A 22,185-nucleotide genomic window follows, 5' to 3' on the forward strand; every position below is an offset into this window, starting at 1 on the left:
GGTAAGTCGGGATGGACACGGCCCGGCGTACGGCGCCGGGCCATGCGGATGGAGGTTGTCAGTTCGCAGCGGGGGCGCTGGCAGGAGACTGGTGCCCGGCCGGCGCCGCCTTGCGGCCCGTGGCCGCCGGTGCCGGCTTCGGTGGCGCTGCCACTGCGGACGCCGGGGCCAGCTGGCGCAGTCCGGCACTGGCGCGGGCATCGCCCGGATTGCGGCGCAGCGCTTCGGTGTAGGCCTGCTCGGCCAGGCGGCGGTAGACGTCGCCCAGATTGGTGTAGCCCACGGCAAAAGCGGGCTTGACCTCGGTGGCGAGCAGCAATTCGGCCTCCGCGCGCTTCAGGTCGCCGCGCTTGGCATAGAGCAGCGCCAGGTTGTTGTGCGGCTCGGGCAGTTCGGGGAAGTCCTGCGCCATCTCGGCAAAGGCGTGGATCGCATCGTCCTCGCGGCCGGCCTGGGCCAGCGCCCAGGCGCGCTGGAAGCGGGCCTGGGCATTGCGCGGATTGGCGGCCAGCACGCGGTCAAAGCCCTTGATGGCGTCCTCATAGCGGCGCGCGTTGGCGGCTTGCTGGGCTTCGCCCATGCCCGGGTCGGTCGACTGGACGCCGCCCACCGGCGAGGTCGGCACTGCCAGCGACAGCGGGCCGTTCTGCGCGGACGCGGGGCCTGCCAGCGCCGCGGCCAGGGCCAGCAGCGGCAGTACGGTGCGAGATCCGCGCCGGGCGCGCGCGGCGGAGACGGCGAAAAACGGGGAGGGCAGCGGCAGGCTCATTGAGGACGGGTCCGTTATACTCCGCGGCATTCTAGCAAAGCGGCCGGTGCGGCACGAAGGCGGCGCCGCACCGGCCGTGGCGAACGGCCTGCAGGCGCGGCTTGCGCGCGCGCAAGCCGGCCGAGCCGCGTGCCCGACTCGCGCACCGCCTTCCGGTAAGATATGGGGCGCGACGGCATTGCGCCAGTGGCGGCGTTCGCGCCGGCGGCCGCGGCCCGCGCTGCCTGTCGTGTGGAACCGGCAGACTCCTCTCACCACTCACTTCGTTTCATGCAGCCTTTGAACATCTACAACACGCTCGCGCGTGAGAAGCAGCCATTCGTGCCAATCGAACCCGGCAAGGTCCGCATGTATGTGTGCGGCATGACCGTGTACGACTACTGTCACGTCGGCCACGCGCGCGTTATGGTGGTGTTCGACATGGTGCACCGGTGGCTGCGCGCCGCCGGCTACGAGGTGACGTATGTGCAGAACATCACCGACATCGACGACAAGATCATCCGCCGCGCGGTCGAGAACGGCGAGACCATCGGCGAGCTGACCACACGCTTCATCCAGTACATGCACGAGGATGCCGCGGCGCTGGGCGTGATCCGTCCCGACCACGAGCCGCGCGCCACCGACTACGTGCCGCAGATGCTCGACATGATCGGCAAGCTCGAGGCCAAGGGCCTGGCCTACCAGGCCAGCGACGGCGACGTGAATTACTCGGTGCGCAAGTTTGGCGGCTACGGCAAGCTGTCGGGCAAGTCGCTGGAAGACCTGCGCGCCGGCGAGCGCGTCAGCGCCAACGACGCCAAGCAGGACCCGCTCGACTTCGTGCTGTGGAAATCCGCCAAGGCCAGCGAACCGCCCGAGAGCAAGTGGGACTCCAAATGGGGCGCCGGCCGCCCCGGCTGGCACATTGAATGCTCCGCGATGAGCTGCGCGCTGCTGGGCGAGCATTTCGACATCCATGGGGGCGGGGCGGACCTGCAGTTCCCGCACCACGAGAACGAGATCGCGCAGTCCGAAGGCGCCAGCGGCAAGCCCTTCGTCAACCTGTGGATGCACAACGGCTTCGTGCGCATCAACGACGAGAAAATGTCCAAGTCGCTTGGCAATTTTTTCACCATCCGCGAAGTCCTGAAGGCGTACGACGCCGAGGTTGTGCGCTTCTTCATCCTGCGCGCGCACTACCGCAGCCCGCTGAACTACAGCGACGCGCACCTGGACGATGCGCGCCACGCCCTGACGCGCCTGTACACCGCGCTCAAGGACAGCCAGCCGGGCGGCTGCGCGGTGGACTGGGACGAGCCCCACGCGAAGCGCTTTGCCGAGGCCATGGGCGACGACTTCAACACGCCGATCGCGATGTCGGTGCTGTTCGACCTCGCCAGCGAAATCAACCGCACCGGCTCGACCGCGGCCGCGCGCCAGCTCAAAGGGCTGGCCGGCACGCTGGGCCTGCTCGAGCGCGATCCGCATACCTTCCTGCAGGGCGGCACGCCCGACCACGGCCCGACGCCTGATGAGATCGAGAAGCTGATCGCGGCGCGCAAGAGCGCCAAGGCCGGGCGCAATTTCGCCGAGGCAGACCGCATCCGCGCGCAACTGCTGGAAGCGGGCATCGTGCTGGAAGACAAGCCGGGCGGTGCCACCGAGTGGAGGCGTGCTTGAACGCTGCCGCGCGCAAGCCCGCCACCGCCACGCCGCCCGCCACCGCCGGCCGGGCCAAGGCGGCCGGCCCGCGCCCGGGCAAGGCCGGCGCCAAAGAAGCGCCGCTGCCGGACGGCAAGGACACCAGCAGGGACGCCACACGGCTTGCGGCAAAGACCGCGCGCAACGCCAAGGCCGTGCTGCCCGAGGCGCAAGCGGTGCCAGTGCCGGTCGAGACCGTGGTCGACGCGGTGCGCCCCGCCTACTGGGATGAGGCGTGCGCCGACCTGATGAAGCGCGACCGCATCCTGCGCAAGATGATCCCGACCTACGGCCCCGCGCACCTGGTGTCGCGCGGCGACCCGTTCGTCACGCTGGCGCGCGCGGTGGTGGGCCAGCAGATCTCGGTCAAGGCGGCGCAGTCGGTGTGGGAGCGGCTGCACGCGGTCTGTCCCAGGCTGGCGCCGGCGCAGTTCCTGCGCGCCGGTCCGGAAAAACTGGCCGGTTGCGGCGTGTCCAAGCGCAAGGCGGAATACCTGATCGACCTGGCCGAGCACTTCAAGGCCGGCACCGTGCACGTCGCGCAGTGGGCGCAGATGGACGATGAGGCCGTCATCGCCGAGCTGACGCAGATCCGCGGCATCGGCCGCTGGACCGCCGAGATGTTCCTGATGTTCAACCTGATGCGGCCCAACGTGCTGCCGCTCGACGACGTCGGCCTGATCAACGCCATCTCCGCCAATTACTTCAGCGGCGAACCGGTCACGCGCAGCGAGGCGCGCGAGGTGGCCGCCAACTGGGAGCCCTGGCGCACGGTGGCCACATGGTATATGTGGCGCAGCCTCGACCCGTTGCCTGTGACGTATTAAGCATCACAACCACAGAATTTAAACGCGGGTGCATTCCGCGCTATACGGGAGGCGCTAAGATAGCGGCCAAATCCGGTAGAATGCGCCCCTTCACAGACAGGTACGTGTGATTTTATGAAAACCACCTTCCTGGATTTTGAGCAGCCCATTGCCGAACTCGAGGCAAAGATCGAAGAACTGCGCTTTGTGCAGGACGATTCGGCTGTCGATATTTCCGAAGAGATTTCGCGGCTGGCCGGCAAGAGCCAGCAGCTGACCAAAGACATCTACGCCAACCTGACCCCATGGCAGGTTGCGCAAATCGCCCGCCACCCCCAGCGCCCCTATACGCTGGACTACGTGCGCGAGATCTTTACCGATTTCCACGAACTGCACGGCGACCGCACCTTTGCCGACGACCTGTCGATCATCGGCGGCCTGGCGCGCTTCAATGGCCAGTCGTGCATGGTGATCGGGCACCAGAAGGGCCGCGACACGAAAGAGCGCGCCCTGCGCAATTTCGGCATGCCCAAGCCCGAGGGCTACCGCAAGGCCAAGCGCCTGATGGAACTGGCGGACAAATTCGGCCTGCCGATCTTCACCTTCGTTGACACCCCGGGCGCATTCCCCGGCATCGACGCCGAAGAGCGCGGGCAGTCCGAGGCCATCGGCCACAACCTGTATGTGATGGCCGGCCTGAAGGTGCCGCTGATCGCCACCATCATCGGCGAGGGCGGTTCGGGCGGTGCGCTGGCCATTGCCGTGGGCGACGTGGTGCAGATGCTGCAGTTCGCCACCTACGCCGTGATCTCGCCGGAAGGCTGCGCCTCGATCCTGTGGAAGACCGCCGAGAAGGCCCCCGAAGCCGCCGAGGCGCTGGGCCTGACTGCGCACCGACTGAAGGCGCTGGGCCTGATCGACAAGATCGTGAGCGAACCGCTGGGCGGCGCGCACCGCGACTACAAGGGCATGGCGGCGATGCTCAAGCGCTCGCTGGCCGAGTCGCTGCGCCAGTTCCAGGGTATGAGCGTGAAAGAGCTGCAGGCGCGCCGCTACGAGCGCCTGCTGGCCTATGGCAAGTTCAAGGAAACCGGCGTTCAGGACTGACCCGTCCGCCCCGCTGACCGACAAGGTCGCACAGGCCCTCCAGGCCGGTGCGGCCTTTGTTGTTTCTGGCGGCGCCACGGCGGGTGCCGCGACGGTCGCGGTAGCGCTGTCGGGCGGGCGCGACTCGGTCGCGCTGCTGCATGCCGCGCGCGTGGCGGCTGCCCAGGTGGGCGAGGGCGCGCGCGTGGTGGCGCTGCACGTCCACCACGGCCTTCAGGCCGAGGCCGATGACTGGGACCGCTTCTGCGCCGCGCTGTGCGCGCAGTGGCAGGTCGGTTATTTCGTGCGGCGCGTGTCGGTGCGGCCGGCGGCGGGCGAGGGCGTGGAAGCGGCCGCACGCCGCGCGCGCTATGCCGCGCTGGCGGCGATGTGCGCCGACAGCGGCGCGCGCCTGCTGCTGTTTGCGCACCACCAGGACGACCAGGTCGAAACCGTGCTGCTGCGGCTGTTCCGCGGCGCCGGCGTGGCCGGCATGGCGGGCATGCCGGCCATGCGACCGCTCGATGCGCACAGCGGCGTGATGCTGCTGCGGCCGTGGCTTGACGTGCCCCGCGCCGGCATCGAGGCTTACTGCGCCGCCAACGGGCTGCAATGGGTCGACGATCCGTCCAATGCCGATGACCGCTACGCGCGCAATGCCTTGCGCGCGCAACTGCCGGCGCTGCAGGCGGCGTTTCCGGCGCTGGCGGCCAACGTGGTGCAGGCGGCCGCGCATCTTGCCCAGGCGGGCGCGCTGATCGACCAGCTGGCCGCGACCACGCTGGCTACATTGGTGCGTGCCGGCCGCGACGCCGACACGCTGTCCGAGCTTGACCTGGCCGGCCTGCGCGCATTGCCCGCGGGGCAGGAAGATGCGGTGCTGCGCTACTGGCTGCGCGACCTCGGCGTGCGCGCGCCCTCTACCGCGCGCCTTGCGGCGATGCGCGAGCAACTGGTCGCGCACGCCGGCGGCGAACCGGCCATCGCGCATGAGGGCCTGGTGCTGCGCCGCTTCCGCGAGCGCGTGCTGGCCTGCGTGCCGCCGCCGGCGGTGGCGCCGGCGCCCGTGATGCTGGACTGGCGCGGCGAAGCCCGCATCGTCGTGCCCGCCTGGCGCGGCGAACTGCATTTCTTCCGCGATGACACCTTCGGCGTGCCCGAAGCCGTGCTGCGGCAGCCGCTGCGCCTGGCCGCGCGCAGCGGCGGCGAGCGCATCGTGCTGCGCCCCGGCGGACCCGCCCGGGCGCTCAAGCAAGCCTGCCAGGAGGCCGGCATCCCGGCCTGGCGCCGGGCCTGGCTGCCGCTGCTATGGGCCGGCGATACGCTGGTACTGGCCGCCGGCCTGGGCATGCATCGCCGCTGGCCGGACGCCGCACCGGCGCCGCGGTGGCGCGTGGCATGGGCCGCGCAGGCGCCGGCCGCGGCGCCGCCGGCGAGTTGATACGCGTCCGCGGCCGATCCCTTCGCCGCCGCTGACTGCCGCCAGCCGCCGGCATCACATCGATGTGCCGCCGGCAGCTTCCGTGCGCCTTGCCTGACCGGGCTGGTTCGTGTATTTTCAAGGGCTTTGCATAATCGCTGGCGTCGACAACAAGATGGCTCTCATCGTTCACAAATACGGCGGCACTTCGATGGGTTCCACGGAACGCATCAAGAATGTCGCCAAGCGCGTGGCCAAGTGGCACCGCGCCGGTCACCGCGTAGTCGTGGTGCCTTCGGCCATGTCGGGCGAGACCAATCGCCTGCTCGGACTTGCCAAGGAAATTTCGCCGCTGCCCAATCCGCGTGAACTGGACATGCTCGCCTCCACCGGCGAACAGGCCAGCGTGGCACTGCTGGCGATCGCCCTGCACGGCGAGGACATCGACGCCGTCAGCTACACCGGCTGGCAGGTTCCGGTGAAGACCGACTCGTCGTACACCAAGGCCCGCATCGAATCCATCGATGACGAGCGCATCCTGGGTGACCTCGACGCCGGCCGCGTGGTCGTGATCACCGGCTTCCAGGGTATCGACGACGACGGCAACATCACCACGCTGGGCCGCGGCGGCTCCGACACCTCGGCCGTGGCCATCGCCGCCGCGATCGAGGCCGACGAGTGCCTGATCTACACCGACGTCGACGGCGTCTACACTACCGACCCGCGCGTGGTCGAGGACGCCCGCCGCCTGGACCAGATCACCTTCGAGGAAATGCTGGAAATGGCCAGCCTGGGCTCCAAGGTGCTGCAGATCCGCTCGGTGGAATTCGCCGGCAAGTACCGCGTGAAGACCCGCGTGCTGTCGTCGCTGACCGACCCGCTTATGCCGCTCGAGCAGGAAATGCACTCGGGCACGCTGATCACTTTTGAGGAAGAAGACTCCACCATGGAAGCCGCTGTCATCTCCGGCATCGCCTTTGCCCGCGACGAAGCCAAGATCACCGTCCTGGGCGTGCCCGACAAGCCCGGCATCGCCTACCAGATCCTGGGCCCGGTCGCCGACGCCAACATCGACGTCGACATGATCATCCAGAACCAGTCCGTCGACGGCAAGACCGACTTCACCTTCACCGTGCCGCGCGGCGAGTACCAGCGCGCGCTGGCCATCCTGAACGATGGCGTGAAGTCGCACATCGGCGCCGGCAGCGTGTCGGGCGACCCGAAGGTGTCGAAGGTGTCGGTGGTCGGCGTGGGCATGCGTTCGCACGTGGGCATCGCCAGCAAGATGTTCCGCACGCTGTCGGAAGAGGGCATCAACATCCAGATGATCTCCACCTCGGAAATCAAGATCTCGGTGCTGATCGACGAGAAGTACATGGAACTGGCCGTGCGCGCGCTGCACAAGGCCTTCGAACTGGAACAGGCGTGATCCGTTCGTGAACACTTCTGGCGGCGCGGTTTTTGTGTTGTGTCATCGATTTTTTGTTGACCACCACGCACGGCGCCGCTAGAATACGCGCTTCGTTGTGTGGCTCCCTCGCACAACGCAAGTTTGGGAGACGTGGCCGAGAGGTCGAAGGCACTCCCCTGCTAAGGGAGCATCCGGGCCAAAACCTGGATCGAGGGTTCGAATCCCTCCGTCTCCGCCAGCAATGGCGAATGTGGACCCCAGCCCTTGAGGGGGCTGGGGAATCCGCTAAGAGACACTGCTACACCGCTGCACCTTCCGCGTGTAACTTACACCGACAGGAAGCCAGCGATGCACATCACCCGCCGCCAAGGCGTCTATTACTTCCGCAAGAAAGTCCCCGTTGATCTCGTTGCCGTCTATGGCAAGCGGGAGATCATCTATAGCCTCCGCACCAAAGAACGCCCCGTAGCAGCCCGCCTCGCGCTTCGCGCTGCTGTCCAGCTCGATGACGAGTTCGGCCTAAAGCGAGGCGAACCAGTCGCTCCCAAGCAGAGTGCTGTAACACCGGACCCGGCAACGTCTGTAAGCCCGCAGGGCGGGGCCGAGAGGGCTGCGCCGAAGGCGAGTAAAGTCACACTGGCCTGCCTCATCCCCATCTGGCGACGCGAAAACAAACCCACTGACAAGACGGCTGACGCGGTAGCCCGTGCTGTAACCGAGGTGGGCAACCCTGACATCCGAACAATCACGCGGGTGGCCGTAGCTGCCATGCGGGACATCTGGCTGGAGCGTGGTAATACCGCTGCCACCGTTACCAAGAAGGTCGGCTTCATCCGTCTGCTTCTGACGGTGGCCCGCAATCGCGGCCTCATCGAGAGCAATCCCGCCGAAGGGATGGCGTTGCCTGCAGATGCTCGCGCCGTGGAACTGCGGCACCCGTTCTCAACTGAGCAGGTAGAGGCGATCCTCACGGCCACGGCGCACTATCGGGACACGGACCCAGCGAAGTTCTGGATTCCCCGGCTCGGTCATCTGACTGGGGCGCGGCTAAATGAGCTATGCCAGCTTCGTACCTGCGACATCGTGACCAAGGAAGGCTTCTGCGGGCTCCAGTTGACTGATCGCGGCGACTACATGCCTGGCGTCCCCATGACGCTGAAGAACGCAGCCTCGCGCCGCTGGGTGCCCCTGGCGCCGTCCCTGCTCCCGTTTGCGGAATGGGCGGCGGCCCTACCTCCCGGCCCCATCTTCGGGTTGAAGCCGAACAAGTACGGTATCGTGTCTGATAGCGTAAGCAAGTGGTTCGGGAAATTGCTGCGCGAGAACCTGAAAATCGGGGACAGCCGCCTGACCTTTCACAGTTTGCGGCACGGCATGGCCGACATGCTACGTGTTGCGGCCGTGCCTGATGCCGTGCGGCATGCCATCCTCGGGCATGCAGAGCAGGGCACCTCTGGAGCGTACGGGAGCGGGGAACTGCCGGCGCGATTGTTGGCGGAGGCCATCAAAAGGCTGTCTAGCGGTGGCCCGGGGAAGGCAGCTTCGACGGTGCGGGCCGGCTAACGCCGGCCCGCCTCATCAGGTCACGATGGTCATGAGGATCAAGGCAACAGCCCTAAGGCAGGCTGCCACGTCCACTCTCACATCCACCTTCACAGTAACTTTCGCCATTGTTTACACTCAGGGAAAGCCTGTGGCCACAGGCAGTTAGCCTGGTTGAACTTGTACCCCGCCCTAGCTGGCGGCTGCGGTCGGCTGTCTAGAATCGCGTCCCGCGCTGCGTCCGCGTTTTCCGCCGGCACCGCCGACGGGCACTTTCACAGGCAGCTGGCGCCCTTAAGGCTGGTGGCGGGCATCCGCCCGGTCACTCCATACAGGCGCGTCACCTTGAGCAGCTTGCGAGGCTGCAACCGGGCTTCGCATTCCCAGCATGTGGAGCATACCAGAAGCAACCCGGTTGCCTGCCTCACCTTGCCTCGATGCGAATTGCATCGGGCGTGCGCATGGCCCACATGGGGCACGCCGGGGCGTAGGGGGCGGTGATGGGATACCCATCAATCGGCTGATCGAAGCGGATGTATGTTTAACTAATCCGACCTAGGCGTTCGGAAAAATTTCGCGCTGGCGGAGTAGAATTCAGCGAACAAGTCACATGGTAAGTCGAATGCTACAACCCCCGACAGATTCACTGCACAAATTTTGCGCAGTTGGCGGAATTGTCCTCGCATCTACAGGTGTCTGGGATACTTTGCAGGAGTTCGAGAAGTACGAGACTGTGAACGTCCAGCTTCTTGGTCGAGTTAATGAGATTCGCGAACATTATCGCGAGTTCGCAGAGGGCGTTAATGCCATGTCCGACTTGAAGCGGGACATGGAGCGCACATCTGACAAGAACATTGAGAAAGCCCTCCGCGCTGAATTCTTCCGGATTGAACGACGGATTGAGTCGCACAAATCTTTTATGGACTCCGTGAACGTACACAGCGACCCACTACTCCAGAAGGCGGCGGTAGCCGACAAGTTGTGGCGATTCCATTTGGCGCTAGGTATCTTTTGCGGCCTTGTTGGCGCTGCGGTATCTGGTTGGGGGTTTTCTCGGTGGGCGAAGGAGAGTTATAAGAAAGCCGGCCTCGGGACTGGTGTGCGGAAGTTCGGGGATAGGCCGTAGGCCGCTATCGCTGCGATTCGCGGGAGGGTAGCAAGTGGATAGAGGGGGCATTGCGCCCGACTAGGCCTCCGAAAGGCCGAGTTGCAAACGCAAGAATGGAAACTCGTGCACGCATAGTCGTTGAATCCGCTGAAAAATGCCAACATCGTTTCCATGTGTCCCGAGGGCTAAATAGTAGTTCTGACCGTTCTTCTTTGCGTAGACAATCCATTCTCCAGTCATCTGTTGGTCTGCTGCCCGGCGTCGATAGTTTCCTAGTACCGCATCGTCGATAACTTCGCGTAGTATTTCCTCAGTCATTATCTCGGATTCCTGATCTGCTGGCCTGACTCTTGATTCAAGTGCTGGCATCCCGTATTTGTGCAGAGCCTTTTGCATGTTGATAGCAAAAGATCGAAGTCCCTCCTGCCTGTAGTGCTTGTGCCAAAGCCCGGCCAATGGCTTACGCGTGAACGGGGTGGGCGCCTTTGTTAAGCTGTTTGGTCCGTGGCCTTCGAGGTGGCGAAGTTCGTCCATAACCCGGTATGGTTGCCCCAGTCCACGCGATGTGGTTGAAAGGACGAGAAGGTCGATCACGAAGACAACGCTGTATCGGCCAGGGGCGAGGGCCGGAAGCCCTAATTGCTCTGCAAAAAAGGCAAGCTCCCGAGTGCGATCCTCGCCATTCACCATTACTTGTTTGAAATGATCGTGCGCCATGCTGTTAGGTGGCGTTGTGCCATCCATTGTTACCATTGCCCCAGAGTGAGAGGCATGTTTCATTGCGACTGCGGTGATCGCCGTCGTGGATTTCAGTCCTGGCGGGGTGGCTCTATAGGAGTGGTTGTAGCTGTTGAGCAAACGCCAGGATGCGTTCGTGCGAGACTGCGATCAGCGCAAGTGTGTCTTGGGCACTCCGCTCAAAGCGAAACTCAACCCAGTCGAACTCCTGCTGTACTGGCACACCTAGCTTTGCTGCCACTTCGTCGGCGTGATCTAAGTTTGATACTGTCACGGGGTATTGAGGCAGAGCTACACCGTTGATGCTGCCGCCCATGAACGTGATGCTCGAATTGCGCATCAGAACTGCATTCCCGCCGATACGCAGGCTATTGCCAGGCGAATTCACCCGCTCCTGCGGGGATAGTCTGTTATGTTTGTTGAAGTTCGTCTGTTCGCATAGCGTGACCAGCCACCTATCGCCACAGGCGAACGGCTGAATAGATTTCATCAGACTGAACACGGCGGGTGCACCGGTTTCCAGCTTCGGTAGGTTCTTTTCAATGGACCTGTGGAATGTTTTTTCCTTTTCGCCAAACGGAAAATATACCTTCTCACGCTCGCCGGGAGGCGGGCAATACCTCTCCCGGACGTCTTGGCCGCAGTATTCAAGCGCGCTGCGGAGGTGTTCAAGTGCCGATTTCACGGTTGGCTTCAATGCCTCCTTGATGTCGGGCGCCGACTTCGCTTCCTCGTAAACCCTTTCCAGTCTTTGTCGGCAATCCGCTGTCTCATTTAGTAGGGCGGTGATGTCGTCGTAGCGGCTCATTGTTTAGCGGCATGCGCGTGAGTTTGGTGATGTAAGTGTAATGGACTGAATTTTGATTGGCATTTCTGCGGTACCACACACCGCGCACGCGAGGCCAACTTCCCCCCGTAGGCACCCACCCGAACGCGCCCGCAAATCGCGCATGAAACGCCTAGCGCCCGTGCCCGCATGAAACGCGACACATGGATAGGCTACACATGGCCGGATAGCCCCACTCCGAATACGTCCGATTACGGAGCAGCGCGGAACCGCTCCGTAGACTGTCACGAAAATCCTTGACACGGGATTCGGAGCGCATACAATTCGGAGCACCCATTACGGAGCAACTGACCATGACTGCACGCACGTACCTGTACACCCGAGTCTCAACCGAGGAGCAGACCACGGAGAACCAACGCCTACTAGCCGAGCAGGCCGGGTACAAGGTCGAGGCTCGCCGCATGCATGCCGAGGTAATCAGCGGCACGGTGCCGGCGATGGAGCGGCCCGTGTTCGCCAAGCTGGTGGACAAGTTGGAGGAGGGGGACACACTGGTAGTTGCCAAGCTGGACCGGCTGGGCCGGAATGCCGCCGACATCGACCGCACGGTAGAGATGCTGCGCGGCATGGGTGTGCGGGTAGTGGTGCTGGACTTGCCCGTGATGGAAGTGACCAGCGCGGCGGGGGACTTGGTGCGCCGCATGTTCGCAGCCTTTGCACAGTTCGAGCGGGACCAGCTTGTGGAGCGCACCCACGCTGGGCTGGCACGGGCTAAGGCAGAGGGGAAGGTGCTGGGTCGGAAGCGCGGCCTTGCCAAGTACGCCGAGGAGCACGGGCGCGAGTTGGGGGACGTGGTGGCCGAGGTGCTGGCCCGCAAGGCGGCAGGCGAATCCTTGCGCGAGCTAGGCAAGGTGTACGGCGTGAGCGGGCAGACGATCCTGCGCGAGATTCAGCCCGCCGACTGAGCGTGGATAGCTCGCCTTGAGGCTGGCAGCGCATGCTGGGGCGAGCGGTAGGACGGCCGGCCGCGCCCCACCCGTACAGACTGTTGCAAGCACCCACTAAAGCCCAGCGCTGTTACAAAAATGTCCGGCAGGGGACACTGTGGCGGACGCGGGCGGGTGGCATGCCTGAGATTTTCCCTCACTTCCGCTACCCGGAAACCCGCGTAGTAGAGCCGTTTTCTCCGTTTTCCCTGAATACATACAACGTCAGAAGCAACGGGAGTCCCTGCGTCACCTGCCTTGTAGTGTGCCCGCCGTGGGTACATCGATTGTTCTTGATGGGGTGCTGGAGGACGCCTAGGATGCGGTCCTCGCGTAGACAAACGCGACTGGGCTTGGCCGCCTGGAACCCAAAGACGCACAGCCGCCAAGCGCGGAGCTATCATCTGTGCGCTGCCTCCGCACGCCCCGTTCAATGGCGGGCCGGGGGCGGGGACACCTTCGGGTGTGCCGGCATCCTTTGGGGCCGGTCGGCCAACCCCGCCTTCGGTCCGCCTCCCGTATCTTGGCCGATGCGCGGCGGACCTCCAACGATCCCAAAGGAGGCCGCACCATGCGCCACGCAGTTCCCCATACCGCTCAGCAACAACTCCACGCCAAAGCCTACAGCCAGGACGAACACGAAGCCGCCTACAGCCTCGGACAGTTCGGGGCCAAGTATTGGCCCGCCGCACGCAAGGCCATGCCCGAGGGCAGCACGCTGCAGGACTGGCGTGACCAATGCGCACGAGACTTCATCGCTAACATGAGCGCGGAGGGGCATGGGTTGCTGCCGTCAATGCTGGCCGGGTTCTATGACGAGGCGGATGAACGCTATGGCCTTGGGGAGTTGACCTCAGAATCGCGCCGTGCTATCGCTACCGGCGACACTGTGCTGTGCATTGACGCGGAGGACGCTGAGGAGTGGTTGACCCTTGGCAAGGCGTACCGGGTGCATGCCGTCGAGGGTGGCGCGCTGGACACTGAACGCGGGGCGTGCGCGATTCTGGTCATCACCGACGACAGCGGCGACACGGCAGGGCGGCACCACGCATCGCACTTCGTGACCGTCTGACCGCACCCGCACGACGGGACGGTGTTGGGGGCTGGGCCTTCGGGCTGGCCCTTTTTCATTGGGCGCGGGGGATCCCTATTTTGTTTTCGTTCCCTGACGCAGATAAGGACCGCCCGGCCTGATCGGACGACCGGGGAATAGGCAATTTGTTTTCGTCCTCTGACCGAGACAGAGAACCGCCCTTCCCCTTCTGGGAGCAGGGCAGCAGTAGTCCATCCCTCCCGGCAAAGCTGAGATTCCCCCTCACTTCGCCTCCCCACTAACCCGCATAGTAGAGCCATTTCCGTCATTTTCCCTGAATACTTACAGGGAGGACGCCGCTCGTCTATGCCCATAAGGAATCATCACATGAGCACCATGAGCGAAACCGTATCTCGAGCCCTCGACCGTGAATCCCTCGCGGCATGGACTGTTAGGCGAACCCGTGCGGGCAGGATCAAGCGACTAGCTGATTACGTGGACATGGCTACAGGCGAGGTCATCCCCGCCGCTGAAGCATCCATCCCTTTGTTGGACTTGCGCACGAAGCTGGCAGAAAAGGAGGCAGCCCTGAATAGCCTACGCCCTGAAGTCCGGGCCTTTGCGTACTTCGTGCTGTGCTTCGCAAATAAGCGTCGCGGTATCACCCCTGGCATTTACACACTGTGTCATTGGTACGCCGACATTACCGGAAAGCGTGCCGACAATGTACGCCGCTATGTCCCGAAGTTGGAACAGGCAGGAATCCTTGCCGGGGAGAACCTGCTAGGCAAGCTGTGGCAGCGTACCGCCGGCAAGCCATCAGAGTGCATGGGCGAGGAGGCCATTGCGGCTTGCCGATACCAGCAGATCAAGTGGAAGCTGGGACAGGGCCGCAAAGCCTCGGGATGCGACAGGGACGCCGCCAACGATCCCGCTTACGCTATCCCCGCCATCCTGCATTGACGTTATGCCCAAGGGACAAGGCACACGTAAGCACGACCCCCGGTGGACGCTGTACGGAACCCAGCCAAGGGCGAGAGTCCTATCCCGCCGTATCCGGGACATTGCCCGCCAGGATCGCGCCTTTGCCGATGAACTGCGCAAGCGCACGGAACCCGCCCGGATTGATGCCCTTGTGGAGGGTCGGGGCACCTTCTGGAGTGAGACACCGTGCCCGCGCTGTGGCAGCCCGCATCGGCGTGTCTATGACCGGTCCTGCTGGACGTGCTGGAGCACCCGCCACCGCAAGCCGGAAGTATGGGACGCCATCCGGGATGGCCGTGGCTACTTCGGGGCCAAACGCAGTAGGGCAGGATGGCTTGATCACCAGGACGTGCGACGGCGCATCCGAGCCGGCGAGTACCACAGCATCACCGAGGGCGAGATCGCCGCCCGCGAGCACCCGGATGGCAGGCTAGAGATTGTCCAGCCCCAGCCGCTTCAATGCCCCGACATGCGGGCGATTCATCCATCCCGACTATTTCAGCTAATGCATCAGCACCCCGCTCTTGTGGAGGTGCTGCGCTGCGCTGGGTGGTCTATCGACTGAGAGCAAACATGAGCACTACCACCACACACCCGCTCGAAGCGGACACTCAAGAGCGCGCCTTCTTTGAGAGCACCGCCAGCAGCAACGCCAAGGCGGCATATCGCCGCGCAGTCCTGCGCACTACTGGCTGGCTGCCTAGCTGGGCCGAGCGCAAGCGCGCCGGACGGAAGCCCAAGGCAGGCACGAAGGGGCAGCAATGATCGACGCCGTTCTACGCAGGGCAGCCAAAGCCGATGCACGCTCGACGCGTGAACGGCGAGCGCGCAGTTACAGGGCACAACGGCAAGCTGAACTGGCCCTGTCGCATAGTCAAGCAGACACGCGTAACGCCTCCATGACCGCCGATAGGATCGCGGGAATGAGCACTCAAGAGATCGCGGGGAAGTACAACGTGCCCGCCAGCCTCGTGTCGCTCATTACCGCTACCTGCGAGGAGTTTTGTGCGTAGCTGACGCACCCACCGCAAAACACGTTCAAGCTCCGGCCCGGCGCCGGGGTTCTTATTTCTTGGCCGCCGCTTACGCGGCACGCCTGATACAAGGAGATTCACAATGGCACTTCCCGATTCCTTCGCTCTCAATCCTAGCGGAGAGGTAGTTCTACAGGACGCGGTCCAGACGGGTGGTCCAGCCACCCAAATCGACGGGGGCGGGGCAGGGTCTGCGCCGCAGGCCGTGGGCGCGCACCAAGTTGCGACGAACTGGCAGGGCATCGCGGAGACGGGTTACAAGACCCTCGATGCGGTGAACCGCCTCGCCGACGGCGCGCTGAAGCCCTACGTCGAACGGATGGAGAAGCAGCAGTTCTACGAAGGGATGTCCAAGGTCGTGCAGGGGCAGACGCTCCAGCAGATTGCGAAGGACGACCCGTGGTACATGAACATCTTCGGCCCGTCTGCCACGGTACGCGGTGCGCAGGCAATGACCGCGACCACCGCGCTCCAGCAGGCCGAGACGGAGTTCCTGTCCAACATGGACACGCTGCGCCAGCAGTCGCCGGATCAGGTGCGCGGCTTCCTCGTGCAGCAGGCGTCGAGCCTGGGAAACACAGGCGACCCGCTTGTGGACGCCACGATTCAAGCCAAGATGGCCGAGTCGTGGGGACCCATGCTGAAGACCCACATGCGCGAGCACCTCGCATGGCAGCAGCAGGACATGATGCAGAAGCAGACGAACAACAACGTCAGCATCGCACAGGGCCTGACTGCGCAGCGCCGGGCCGCATCTACCGGGTGGGACCCAGCGGAGCAGGCAGCGGCCTACGAGAACGCATGGCAGTCGGCTGCGCCCGCACCGGGGCAGTCCCGCGATTCATGGAACCGGGGCATGCTGCAGTCGCTAACGGCATCCCTCCAGGGCGGCCACTTCGACTACTTCAACGCCATCAAGGCAAGCCCGCTGTGGAAGCAACTCGACACGCGGGGCCGCGAGGCGCTGGAGGAGCACCTGCCCATGTACGTCATGAAGGACGCGCAGAGCAACCCGGCCACCACGCAGATTACCAACAACCTCGCCGGCTTCGAGTTCAACCTCGCCCACGGCGGCAGCGGCATCTCGACCGTCGGGGAGTTGGACAAGGCCATCGACCAGTACAACGATCAGTACAAGGAACGCACTGGCGCAGAGGGGCAGCTAATCAACAACGCTCGCCGGGCAGAGTTGCACAAGCAGTGGATGGCGGGGAAGGCTCACCTACAGCAGGCCATTGCCCGGTCACAGGCAGGGGACGCGAAGGCGCTGGATTCGGCGTATTGGGTTGCACAAGCATTCACCACGGGGAACTACGCTTCTCTGAAGGGGATTGAGCTGGATCGTAGCGCCGTTGCGGCAACAATGGACGAGTTGTTCAATGCCGAGGTGGGCAGCAACGATCCGCAGAGGGTCAACAACTACTTCCGCCGCGCTGCTCAGTCGTCGTCCGAGGAGAAGCTACGCAGTCCGAAGTTCGAGATGATGCTGCACACGGGAGTGAACGGCTTCCTGTCAGGCGGCAGTGCCGAACCGACGAAGGAGCAGATTCAGGCGATCCGCTGGGCCGGGGCCATGTACAAGGCCGGAGACAACGGCCCCGAGGCGCTGTCCGCGTACCTGGGCGCTGACCGTGCCGCCAAGGTGGCCGGGTTCCTGAACGCAGGTGTCAACCTCGATGACCCCAAGGCCATCGTGGAGTGGCGTAAGGCGATGCAGGCCGGCGCAGTGCCGGACATGAGTGCGAGCGCCGATGAACGAAAGCGCGTACATAGCGTTGTGGCCGCCGAGAATCCTGGCTGGCTGAAACAGTTGAACCCGTTCGCCGGTCCTGGCGCCCTCACCCCATACAAGCCGGACGCCGAGACTGTGGAGGCGCTGGCCCGCAGCGTAGAGCGGGACGCGATCCGATACTCCCGCGCCTTCCACATTTCTGTGGAGGAGGCCACGAAGATCAAGCTGGGCGAGGCCCTCAAGAACGCCGACCTCATCGGCGGGGCCATCGTGCCGGCACAGGCCAACGTGGACGGAGACCGCTCGCTCGCCGCCGCAGTGAACCGACTTGCCAAGGTGCCGCAGAGCTCCGTCGTGTACCAGGACGCGGTGAAGAACGTCGTCGCCAACCAGCTTACCGCCAACGTAGCGGCAGCCGGCGGCGACATGCGGAACTTCAGCGCGGGCGACTGGCGCGTGCGCAGTGGGCAGCAAGTAGGGAACGGGATGGTCATGCTATTCCTGATGCATAAGGACCAGACGAAGGCCGCCATGCTTGGTATGAAGATCATCACGCTGCACCCGAATGCGGTGGTGGACGAAATCAACCGCCTCGACAAGGAACGCGGCACCCGCAAGCCTAGTGATGGGCCACAGCAGTCACCGGCACTCGATCCCGAAGGATTCGAGAGCAAGCGACGTGAGGCCATGCGTAAGGCGGGCATCTTGACCGACTAATGCAGACGCGGCTGGGCATAGCTGGTGCCTGGACGCGGTCGGCTGCCGTGGGCAACTACAAGCAAGCGAGGGGCCGCCGTTGTGCGGCCCTTTCTCATTGGAGACTCATATGAAACAGCCCTTTAGCCATACCGCCAATTTGGGCGAGGGTGGCTGGGATATTGGCGGCGCGAGACGGCTCAGCCGCGCTGAGGCGCAATGGCGTGGCCTAACCCGCTTTTTCACCGGCAGGCCTTGCAAGCGCGGGCACATCTCCCAAAGATTTACGAGTAGCGCGGGGTGCGTCAAATGCAAGCAACTACGGGACGCTTCCGCAGCCTACCGCGAAAAGGCCGCCCAATATCGGGAGGCCAACCGTGGGGCGGAACGCAATCGCACCATTGTTTATCGCATCACCGTCCGTATGGGCCGACCGATGGTCGCCGCCTATGACCAGAAGGCATGTGAAGCGATCTATGCCGCGTGCCCCGATGGAATGCAGGTAGACCACATTGTCCCGCTTGAAGGCGATGTTGTCTCCGGCTTGCACGTGGCGTGGAACCTCCAGTACATGACGGCGGAACAGAACGGTTTGAAGGGCAAATTCTTTGATCCCAACGCACCGGTTCACGGGCCTGTTACATGGTCACCCTCCGGCAGTGGGGTGTTGGGGGCGAGCAACGGGAGGCGCGGCATTCTCAGTTAGATTCGCAGGTGGCTGGGGGCGCGGCGCGTGCCTACAGCACTGTCAGATAACTATAAAGAGGTTGGATCAATGGGTCGCAGGAGAAACGAGCCGTCGCTTAGCGAGATACTGCTGGACGCCCCTTGGTGGGTATCGGCAGCACTTGCCGTGGCTGCCTACATTGTGTTCCATGGCGTGTTGCCCGCCGTATTCGCGCAGAACCCGTTCCTCACCGGCATTGCGGTGATGAGCCAGTCGTTAGCATGGATTCCAACGGCGATGTTCGGATTCCTGGGCTTGCTGTCGTACATCCGAGAGCGGCGGAGCACACAACAGGAACCCTCGCTTAGGGCACAGCGATCCCGTTCTAGCCGGCCACTGTCATCGCCTCGGTCAGGCTTCCCGGACGCTAGGGGGCAAGCGGATGCGCCCGTCGAATCAAAGGAAGTCGGCGCGCCGGTACGAGCGGCGGCGTCATCCGAGAAGCCAGAAATCAATGGCTGGACACTTGATGCGCTCAAGCTTCTGGAGTGGAAGCGATTCGAGCAGCTTTGCGTTGGATACTATGAGGCTACGGGGTTCACCGTCACGACGGTCCCGCACGGCCCGGACGGCGGTATCGACGCGACACTGTACAAGGCAGGTATTGATGCTCCCGTGGCTGTGGTTCAGTGCAAAGCATGGCACAAGCCGGTGAAGGTGGAGCAGGTACGGGCACTCGGCGGTGTCATGCACGAGCGCAAAGTGCGGCGGGGCGTCTTCTGGTCACTGTCAGGCTATGTCGGAAGGCCAGTGCAGGAATCGGCAGAGCGGGCCGGCATCCAGTTGCTCGACGGTGCAGCCATCATCGAACGGATTCGTGCACTGGATCAGTACAAGCAGGCGACGTTGCTGGCACAGGCATTCAAGGGCGATTACCGGACGCCGACATGTGCCGCATGCGGGGTGAAGCTAGTTGAGCGCGAAGGGAAGGGCGGGCCGTTTTGGGGATGCCGGAACTACCCCCGGTGTAAGGTCACACTGGCCCGAGCCACATAGCCGCGAATCAGTCCAGCTTCGCTGCCAGGTCCTTGACTTGGAGATGCGTGTACCGGGCCAGCATTCGAGGGTCCTTGTGGCCTGTGATCGTTGACACTTCCATTTGGGACAGGCCCTTCTCGAAAAGGCGGCTGGTGGCCTCGTGCCGCAGATCATGGAAGCGGAAGTTCTGCAACCCGGCCCGCTTCACCATGCGCGTGAACGCCAGCTTGAATGCGTTAATGGTGAGGCCGGGGAAGACAGGGCCTGAATCGAGTTCTCCGGTGCAGCCGAGTTCATAGGCTGCGACTTGCCGCAGGGTGAGCAATACCGCCATTGCCCGCCTGGACAAGGGGACACCACGCGGAGTGCCGTTCTTCGTCTCGGTGAGTTGGATCGAACGATGCGCGAAGCTGACGCGCTCCCACTCTAGCCCTAGAATTTCCCCACGCCGCATCGCTGTTTCCAGTGCCAAGTCCACGATGGAAACAATGTACGGGTTGCGCGTCTCCTCGCCGGCCCGCCGCAATGCTCCTTCCTCTGCCGGCGAGAGTCTGCGCACGCGCCCTGGGGGATTATGTGGGCGGCGCACGGCGATCAGGACGCTCTTGCAGAACGCGACATCCCACTCGTTAGCGGCAAGCTTGAACGCCGCGTTCAGGATGTTCAGTTCTCGGTTGACTGTGCTGGGTGCAACGTCCCGAAGACGCTGCTCCATCCATTCCTTGATGTCTCGCCGGTTCAGATTCTCAAGATGGATGCGGGCAAGCGGGTACTTGAGGATGCTGCGTATGTGATGAGTCTCGGCTTCCGCCCCCTTCTTGCGGACGGTCTCCTCGCGCAGGTTCCGGTGCAGCAGATCAGCCACTATGCGTGGCCTCTCCTTGAATTCCTCCACCAGCCGCGCATGCGCCTGTTGCCTCGCAGTCTCTCGTGAACGGGCTTTCAATTCCGGCTCGGTGGCGCGGAGCCAAGCCTCTGCTTCCTCGTGGCTGGGGAAGGTGCGAGAGATGATCTTGAAGCCACTAATGCGAATCTTGGCCTGATACGTGACGACGCCCTTACCGCTGGTGCGTTTGATGATGGTGCCCATTTCCGTTCATCCGGTTATCAGTGGATGCACAGGTAATGGGCGCTTTCCGTGCCGGTCCTCGGTGCCGATGATGTGCCCCGCGATGAGTGCGGGCGCGCCCATTTTGCGCCGATCTAATGGCCCCACTGTGGCTAGGGGAACTGTTACACTAACGTCTTCCGCGTGGAACACGCGGTGTAACAGTCAAGAATGAGACGTGGCCGAGGGAGCGGCGAGTGCAACGAGCCGCAAAGCCTTGCGCAGCAAGGCATACAGGTCGAAGGCACTCCCCTGCTAAGGGAGCATCCGGGCCAAAACCTGGATCGAGGGTTCGAATCCCTCCGTCTCCGCCAATGACAACCGTCCTTGGCGGCGGAACCCCGGAAGATCGCGGTCTTCCGGGGTTTTGTTTTTTCCGGGCCAGCAAGGCGCATCGCGCGCCATGGGCGAGCTGCCGGCGTTGCGCCCAATCTTGCCCTGCGTCGCGTTCGCGCATGTCCTGCCATTGCTGCGCCACGCAGCATCCAGATTCATATTGAGCATCAGCATTCCGGGTGCCAGAATTCCCTACATGCGGAGCGGGCCCCGGCAACAGGGCGGGGCCGGCTGACCGGACGGATCGGGATGCACATGGACCAGTTGCACCACGCATCGGAGGGGTCGGTACTGTTCGCGGATGTCAGCGGCAGTTCGCGGCTCTATGAAAGGGCGGGCAACGCCGCCGCCCTTGCCGCGGTCGGCCGTTGTCTGGGTGCGATGAAAGCCTGTTCCGAGGCATCGCAAGGCAGGCTGGTCAAGACCATCGGCGACGAGGTCATGGTGCTGTTTCCCTGTGCCGAGCAGGCCTTGCAGGCGGCATTGGACATGCAGCGGGCGGTCGCCGAACTACCACCGGTGGCCGGCTTCGCCATGTCGTCCCATATCGGTTTCCACCATGGCCCGGTGCTGTCCGACGCCTCCGGCGATGTCTTCGGCGATGCCGTGAATCTCGCTGCCCGGCTGGCCGGACTTGCCGCGCGCGGACAGATCATCACCAGCAAGGATGCGGTGGCGGACCTGCCCGCGCCGTTGCGCCAGATGACGCGCTACCTTTACCCGATCCAGGTGCGCGGCAGGGCGCAACCGGTGGAGTTGTACGAGGCGATCTGGCAGCCGGCTACCGATCTGACGCTGGTCGCGGGATTCAAAGAGCCGCTGCTGAACGCCGCCCTGCTTACGTTGCGCTATCGGGACACCGTGGTCGAAATGAACGCCGCCTCCGCGCCGGTTACCATCGGGCGTGACGCCGGCATGACGATCGTGGTGTCGGACCGCCTGGCGTCCCGCTTCCAGGCCATGGCCGAGCCCCGCGCCGGCCGCTATGTGCTGATCGACAGAAGCTCGAACGGCACCCATGTCTGCATGGACGGCGGCGAGCCATTCATTTTGCGCCGCGATGAGGTCACGTTGAGGGGACACGGGTGGATCGGGTTTGGCCAGTGGACGGGGCCCAGCGCGGCGTGCATCGAATTTGCCCTGCACGTGGACAAGACCGCTGTAGCGCGATAGCCGGACGGCGGGCGAAATGCGGGAAATGCAGTTTTGAATTCCATGTGACTG

19 protein-coding genes and 1 tRNA gene are annotated in these 22,185 nt (G+C 63.8%); 15 read left to right on the forward strand and 5 right to left on the reverse strand.

What is annotated here, in order from left to right; all coding sequences use genetic code 11:
- Positions 1–58 precede the first annotated feature (58 nt).
- Complete coding sequence (locus ACOCMH_RS22250) at positions 59–769, reverse strand: tetratricopeptide repeat protein (protein ID WP_427313034.1); 711 nt, start codon at positions 767–769, stop codon at positions 59–61.
- A gap of 270 nt (positions 770–1,039) precedes the next feature.
- Here ACOCMH_RS22250 and cysS point away from each other — a divergent pair, with 270 nt between their 5' ends.
- The 7 genes from cysS to ACOCMH_RS22285 all read left to right on the forward strand — a co-directional run bounded on the left by cysS (position 1,040) and on the right by ACOCMH_RS22285 (position 8,735).
- Entirely contained in the window at positions 1,040–2,428 is a 1,389-nt protein-coding gene (gene cysS / locus ACOCMH_RS22255) for a cysteine--tRNA ligase (RefSeq protein WP_427313035.1), read from the forward strand.
- Positions 2,425–3,276, forward strand: a complete 852-nt coding sequence (locus ACOCMH_RS22260; RefSeq protein ID WP_427313036.1) for a DNA-3-methyladenine glycosylase family protein — start codon at positions 2,425–2,427, stop codon at positions 3,274–3,276. The genes cysS and ACOCMH_RS22260 overlap by 4 nt, the downstream gene beginning before the upstream one ends.
- A 114-nt stretch (positions 3,277–3,390) precedes the next feature.
- Positions 3,391–4,362 carry an acetyl-CoA carboxylase carboxyltransferase subunit alpha gene (locus ACOCMH_RS22265; RefSeq protein ID WP_171517295.1) on the forward strand — a complete coding sequence of 324 codons (972 nt, stop codon included), beginning with the start codon at positions 3,391–3,393 and terminating at the stop codon, positions 4,360–4,362.
- The gene (tilS, locus tag ACOCMH_RS22270) at positions 4,328–5,782 is read left to right on the forward strand and encodes a tRNA lysidine(34) synthetase TilS (protein ID WP_427313037.1); all 1,455 of its coding nucleotides are present in this window, start codon (positions 4,328–4,330) and stop codon (positions 5,780–5,782) included. The genes ACOCMH_RS22265 and tilS overlap by 35 nt, the downstream gene beginning before the upstream one ends.
- 154 nt (positions 5,783–5,936) lie before the next feature.
- Positions 5,937–7,190 (forward strand): aspartate kinase, encoded by a 1,254-nt coding sequence (locus tag ACOCMH_RS22275; RefSeq protein WP_427313038.1) that lies wholly within the window; start codon positions 5,937–5,939, stop codon positions 7,188–7,190.
- Positions 7,191–7,316: 126 nt separating this feature from the next.
- Positions 7,317–7,410 (forward strand) — tRNA-Ser (locus ACOCMH_RS22280).
- A 110-nt stretch (positions 7,411–7,520) separates the two neighbouring features.
- Positions 7,521–8,735: a DUF6538 domain-containing protein gene (locus tag ACOCMH_RS22285; RefSeq protein WP_427313039.1), complete on the forward strand. Its 1,215-nt coding sequence runs from the start codon at positions 7,521–7,523 to the stop codon at positions 8,733–8,735.
- A gap of 1,165 nt (positions 8,736–9,900) precedes the next feature.
- Here ACOCMH_RS22285 and ACOCMH_RS22290 read toward each other — a convergent pair.
- On the reverse strand, positions 9,901–10,602 hold the full coding sequence (locus ACOCMH_RS22290; protein ID WP_427313040.1) for a hypothetical protein: 702 nt from the start codon (positions 10,600–10,602) through the stop codon (positions 9,901–9,903).
- A gap of 49 nt (positions 10,603–10,651) precedes the next feature.
- On the reverse strand, positions 10,652–11,368 hold the full coding sequence (locus tag ACOCMH_RS22295) for a hypothetical protein (protein WP_427313041.1): 717 nt from the start codon (positions 11,366–11,368) through the stop codon (positions 10,652–10,654).
- A 332-nt stretch (positions 11,369–11,700) separates the two neighbouring features.
- On the opposite strand from ACOCMH_RS22295, the gene ACOCMH_RS22300 reads away from it, so the two are divergent.
- From ACOCMH_RS22300 to ACOCMH_RS22330, 7 genes are all read left to right on the forward strand, one after another.
- Positions 11,701–12,312, forward strand: coding sequence for a recombinase family protein (locus ACOCMH_RS22300; RefSeq protein WP_427313042.1), 612 nt, complete (start codon positions 11,701–11,703; stop codon positions 12,310–12,312).
- Between the two features lie 592 nt (positions 12,313–12,904).
- Complete coding sequence (locus ACOCMH_RS22305; RefSeq protein WP_427313043.1) at positions 12,905–13,405, forward strand: hypothetical protein; 501 nt, start codon at positions 12,905–12,907, stop codon at positions 13,403–13,405.
- Between the two features lie 348 nt (positions 13,406–13,753).
- Positions 13,754–14,329: a hypothetical protein gene (locus ACOCMH_RS22310; protein WP_427313044.1), complete on the forward strand. Its 576-nt coding sequence runs from the start codon at positions 13,754–13,756 to the stop codon at positions 14,327–14,329.
- A gap of 594 nt (positions 14,330–14,923) precedes the next feature.
- Complete coding sequence (locus tag ACOCMH_RS22315; RefSeq protein ID WP_427313045.1) at positions 14,924–15,115, forward strand: hypothetical protein; 192 nt, start codon at positions 14,924–14,926, stop codon at positions 15,113–15,115.
- Between the two features lie 351 nt (positions 15,116–15,466).
- Positions 15,467–17,833 carry a hypothetical protein gene (locus ACOCMH_RS22320; RefSeq protein ID WP_427313046.1) on the forward strand — a complete coding sequence of 789 codons (2,367 nt, stop codon included), beginning with the start codon at positions 15,467–15,469 and terminating at the stop codon, positions 17,831–17,833.
- Positions 17,834–17,942: 109 nt separating this feature from the next.
- Positions 17,943–18,518 carry a hypothetical protein gene (locus ACOCMH_RS22325; protein WP_427313047.1) on the forward strand — a complete coding sequence of 192 codons (576 nt, stop codon included), beginning with the start codon at positions 17,943–17,945 and terminating at the stop codon, positions 18,516–18,518.
- Between the two features lie 147 nt (positions 18,519–18,665).
- On the forward strand, positions 18,666–19,535 hold the full coding sequence (locus tag ACOCMH_RS22330) for a restriction endonuclease (RefSeq protein WP_427313048.1): 870 nt from the start codon (positions 18,666–18,668) through the stop codon (positions 19,533–19,535).
- 7 nt (positions 19,536–19,542) lie between these two features.
- Here the strand turns inward: ACOCMH_RS22330 and ACOCMH_RS22335 are convergent, their stop codons facing one another.
- On the reverse strand, positions 19,543–20,607 hold the full coding sequence (locus ACOCMH_RS22335; RefSeq protein ID WP_427313049.1) for a site-specific integrase: 1,065 nt from the start codon (positions 20,605–20,607) through the stop codon (positions 19,543–19,545).
- 273 nt (positions 20,608–20,880) lie between these two features.
- The gene (locus ACOCMH_RS22340; protein ID WP_427313050.1) at positions 20,881–21,135 is read right to left on the reverse strand and encodes a hypothetical protein; all 255 of its coding nucleotides are present in this window, start codon (positions 21,133–21,135) and stop codon (positions 20,881–20,883) included.
- Between the two features lie 75 nt (positions 21,136–21,210).
- Here ACOCMH_RS22340 and ACOCMH_RS22345 point away from each other — a divergent pair, with 75 nt between their 5' ends.
- On the forward strand, positions 21,211–22,134 hold the full coding sequence (locus tag ACOCMH_RS22345) for an adenylate/guanylate cyclase domain-containing protein (RefSeq protein WP_427313051.1): 924 nt from the start codon (positions 21,211–21,213) through the stop codon (positions 22,132–22,134).
- Positions 22,135–22,185: the final 51 nt, after the last annotated feature.

This window comes from Cupriavidus sp. H39 (genome assembly GCF_050271075.1).
Taxonomy (GTDB): Bacteria; Pseudomonadota; Gammaproteobacteria; order Burkholderiales; family Burkholderiaceae; genus Cupriavidus; species Cupriavidus necator_B.

Excerpts from the sequence above, each read along its gene's own strand:
- ACOCMH_RS22250 (WP_427313034.1), bottom strand. The coding sequence starts at position 769 with ATGAGCCTGCCGCTGCCCTCCCCGTTTTTCGCCGTCTCCGCCGCGCGC.
- cysS (WP_427313035.1), top strand. The coding sequence starts at position 1,040 with ATGCAGCCTTTGAACATCTACAACACGCTCGCGCGTGAGAAGCAGCCA.
- ACOCMH_RS22265 (WP_171517295.1), top strand. The coding sequence starts at position 3,391 with ATGAAAACCACCTTCCTGGATTTTGAGCAGCCCATTGCCGAACTCGAG.
- tilS (WP_427313037.1), top strand. The coding sequence starts at position 4,328 with ATGGCAAGTTCAAGGAAACCGGCGTTCAGGACTGACCCGTCCGCCCCG.
- ACOCMH_RS22275 (WP_427313038.1), top strand. The coding sequence starts at position 5,937 with ATGGCTCTCATCGTTCACAAATACGGCGGCACTTCGATGGGTTCCACG.
- ACOCMH_RS22285 (WP_427313039.1), top strand. The coding sequence starts at position 7,521 with ATGCACATCACCCGCCGCCAAGGCGTCTATTACTTCCGCAAGAAAGTC.
- ACOCMH_RS22290 (WP_427313040.1), bottom strand. The coding sequence starts at position 10,602 with ATGAAACATGCCTCTCACTCTGGGGCAATGGTAACAATGGATGGCACA.
- ACOCMH_RS22295 (WP_427313041.1), bottom strand. The coding sequence starts at position 11,368 with ATGAGCCGCTACGACGACATCACCGCCCTACTAAATGAGACAGCGGAT.
- ACOCMH_RS22300 (WP_427313042.1), top strand. The coding sequence starts at position 11,701 with ATGACTGCACGCACGTACCTGTACACCCGAGTCTCAACCGAGGAGCAG.
- ACOCMH_RS22305 (WP_427313043.1), top strand. The coding sequence starts at position 12,905 with ATGCGCCACGCAGTTCCCCATACCGCTCAGCAACAACTCCACGCCAAA.
- ACOCMH_RS22310 (WP_427313044.1), top strand. The coding sequence starts at position 13,754 with ATGAGCACCATGAGCGAAACCGTATCTCGAGCCCTCGACCGTGAATCC.
- ACOCMH_RS22315 (WP_427313045.1), top strand. The coding sequence starts at position 14,924 with ATGAGCACTACCACCACACACCCGCTCGAAGCGGACACTCAAGAGCGC.
- ACOCMH_RS22320 (WP_427313046.1), top strand. The coding sequence starts at position 15,467 with ATGGCACTTCCCGATTCCTTCGCTCTCAATCCTAGCGGAGAGGTAGTT.
- ACOCMH_RS22325 (WP_427313047.1), top strand. The coding sequence starts at position 17,943 with ATGAAACAGCCCTTTAGCCATACCGCCAATTTGGGCGAGGGTGGCTGG.
- ACOCMH_RS22335 (WP_427313049.1), bottom strand. The coding sequence starts at position 20,607 with ATGGGCACCATCATCAAACGCACCAGCGGTAAGGGCGTCGTCACGTAT.
- ACOCMH_RS22340 (WP_427313050.1), bottom strand. The coding sequence starts at position 21,135 with ATGCTGATGCTCAATATGAATCTGGATGCTGCGTGGCGCAGCAATGGC.
- ACOCMH_RS22345 (WP_427313051.1), top strand. The coding sequence starts at position 21,211 with ATGCACATGGACCAGTTGCACCACGCATCGGAGGGGTCGGTACTGTTC.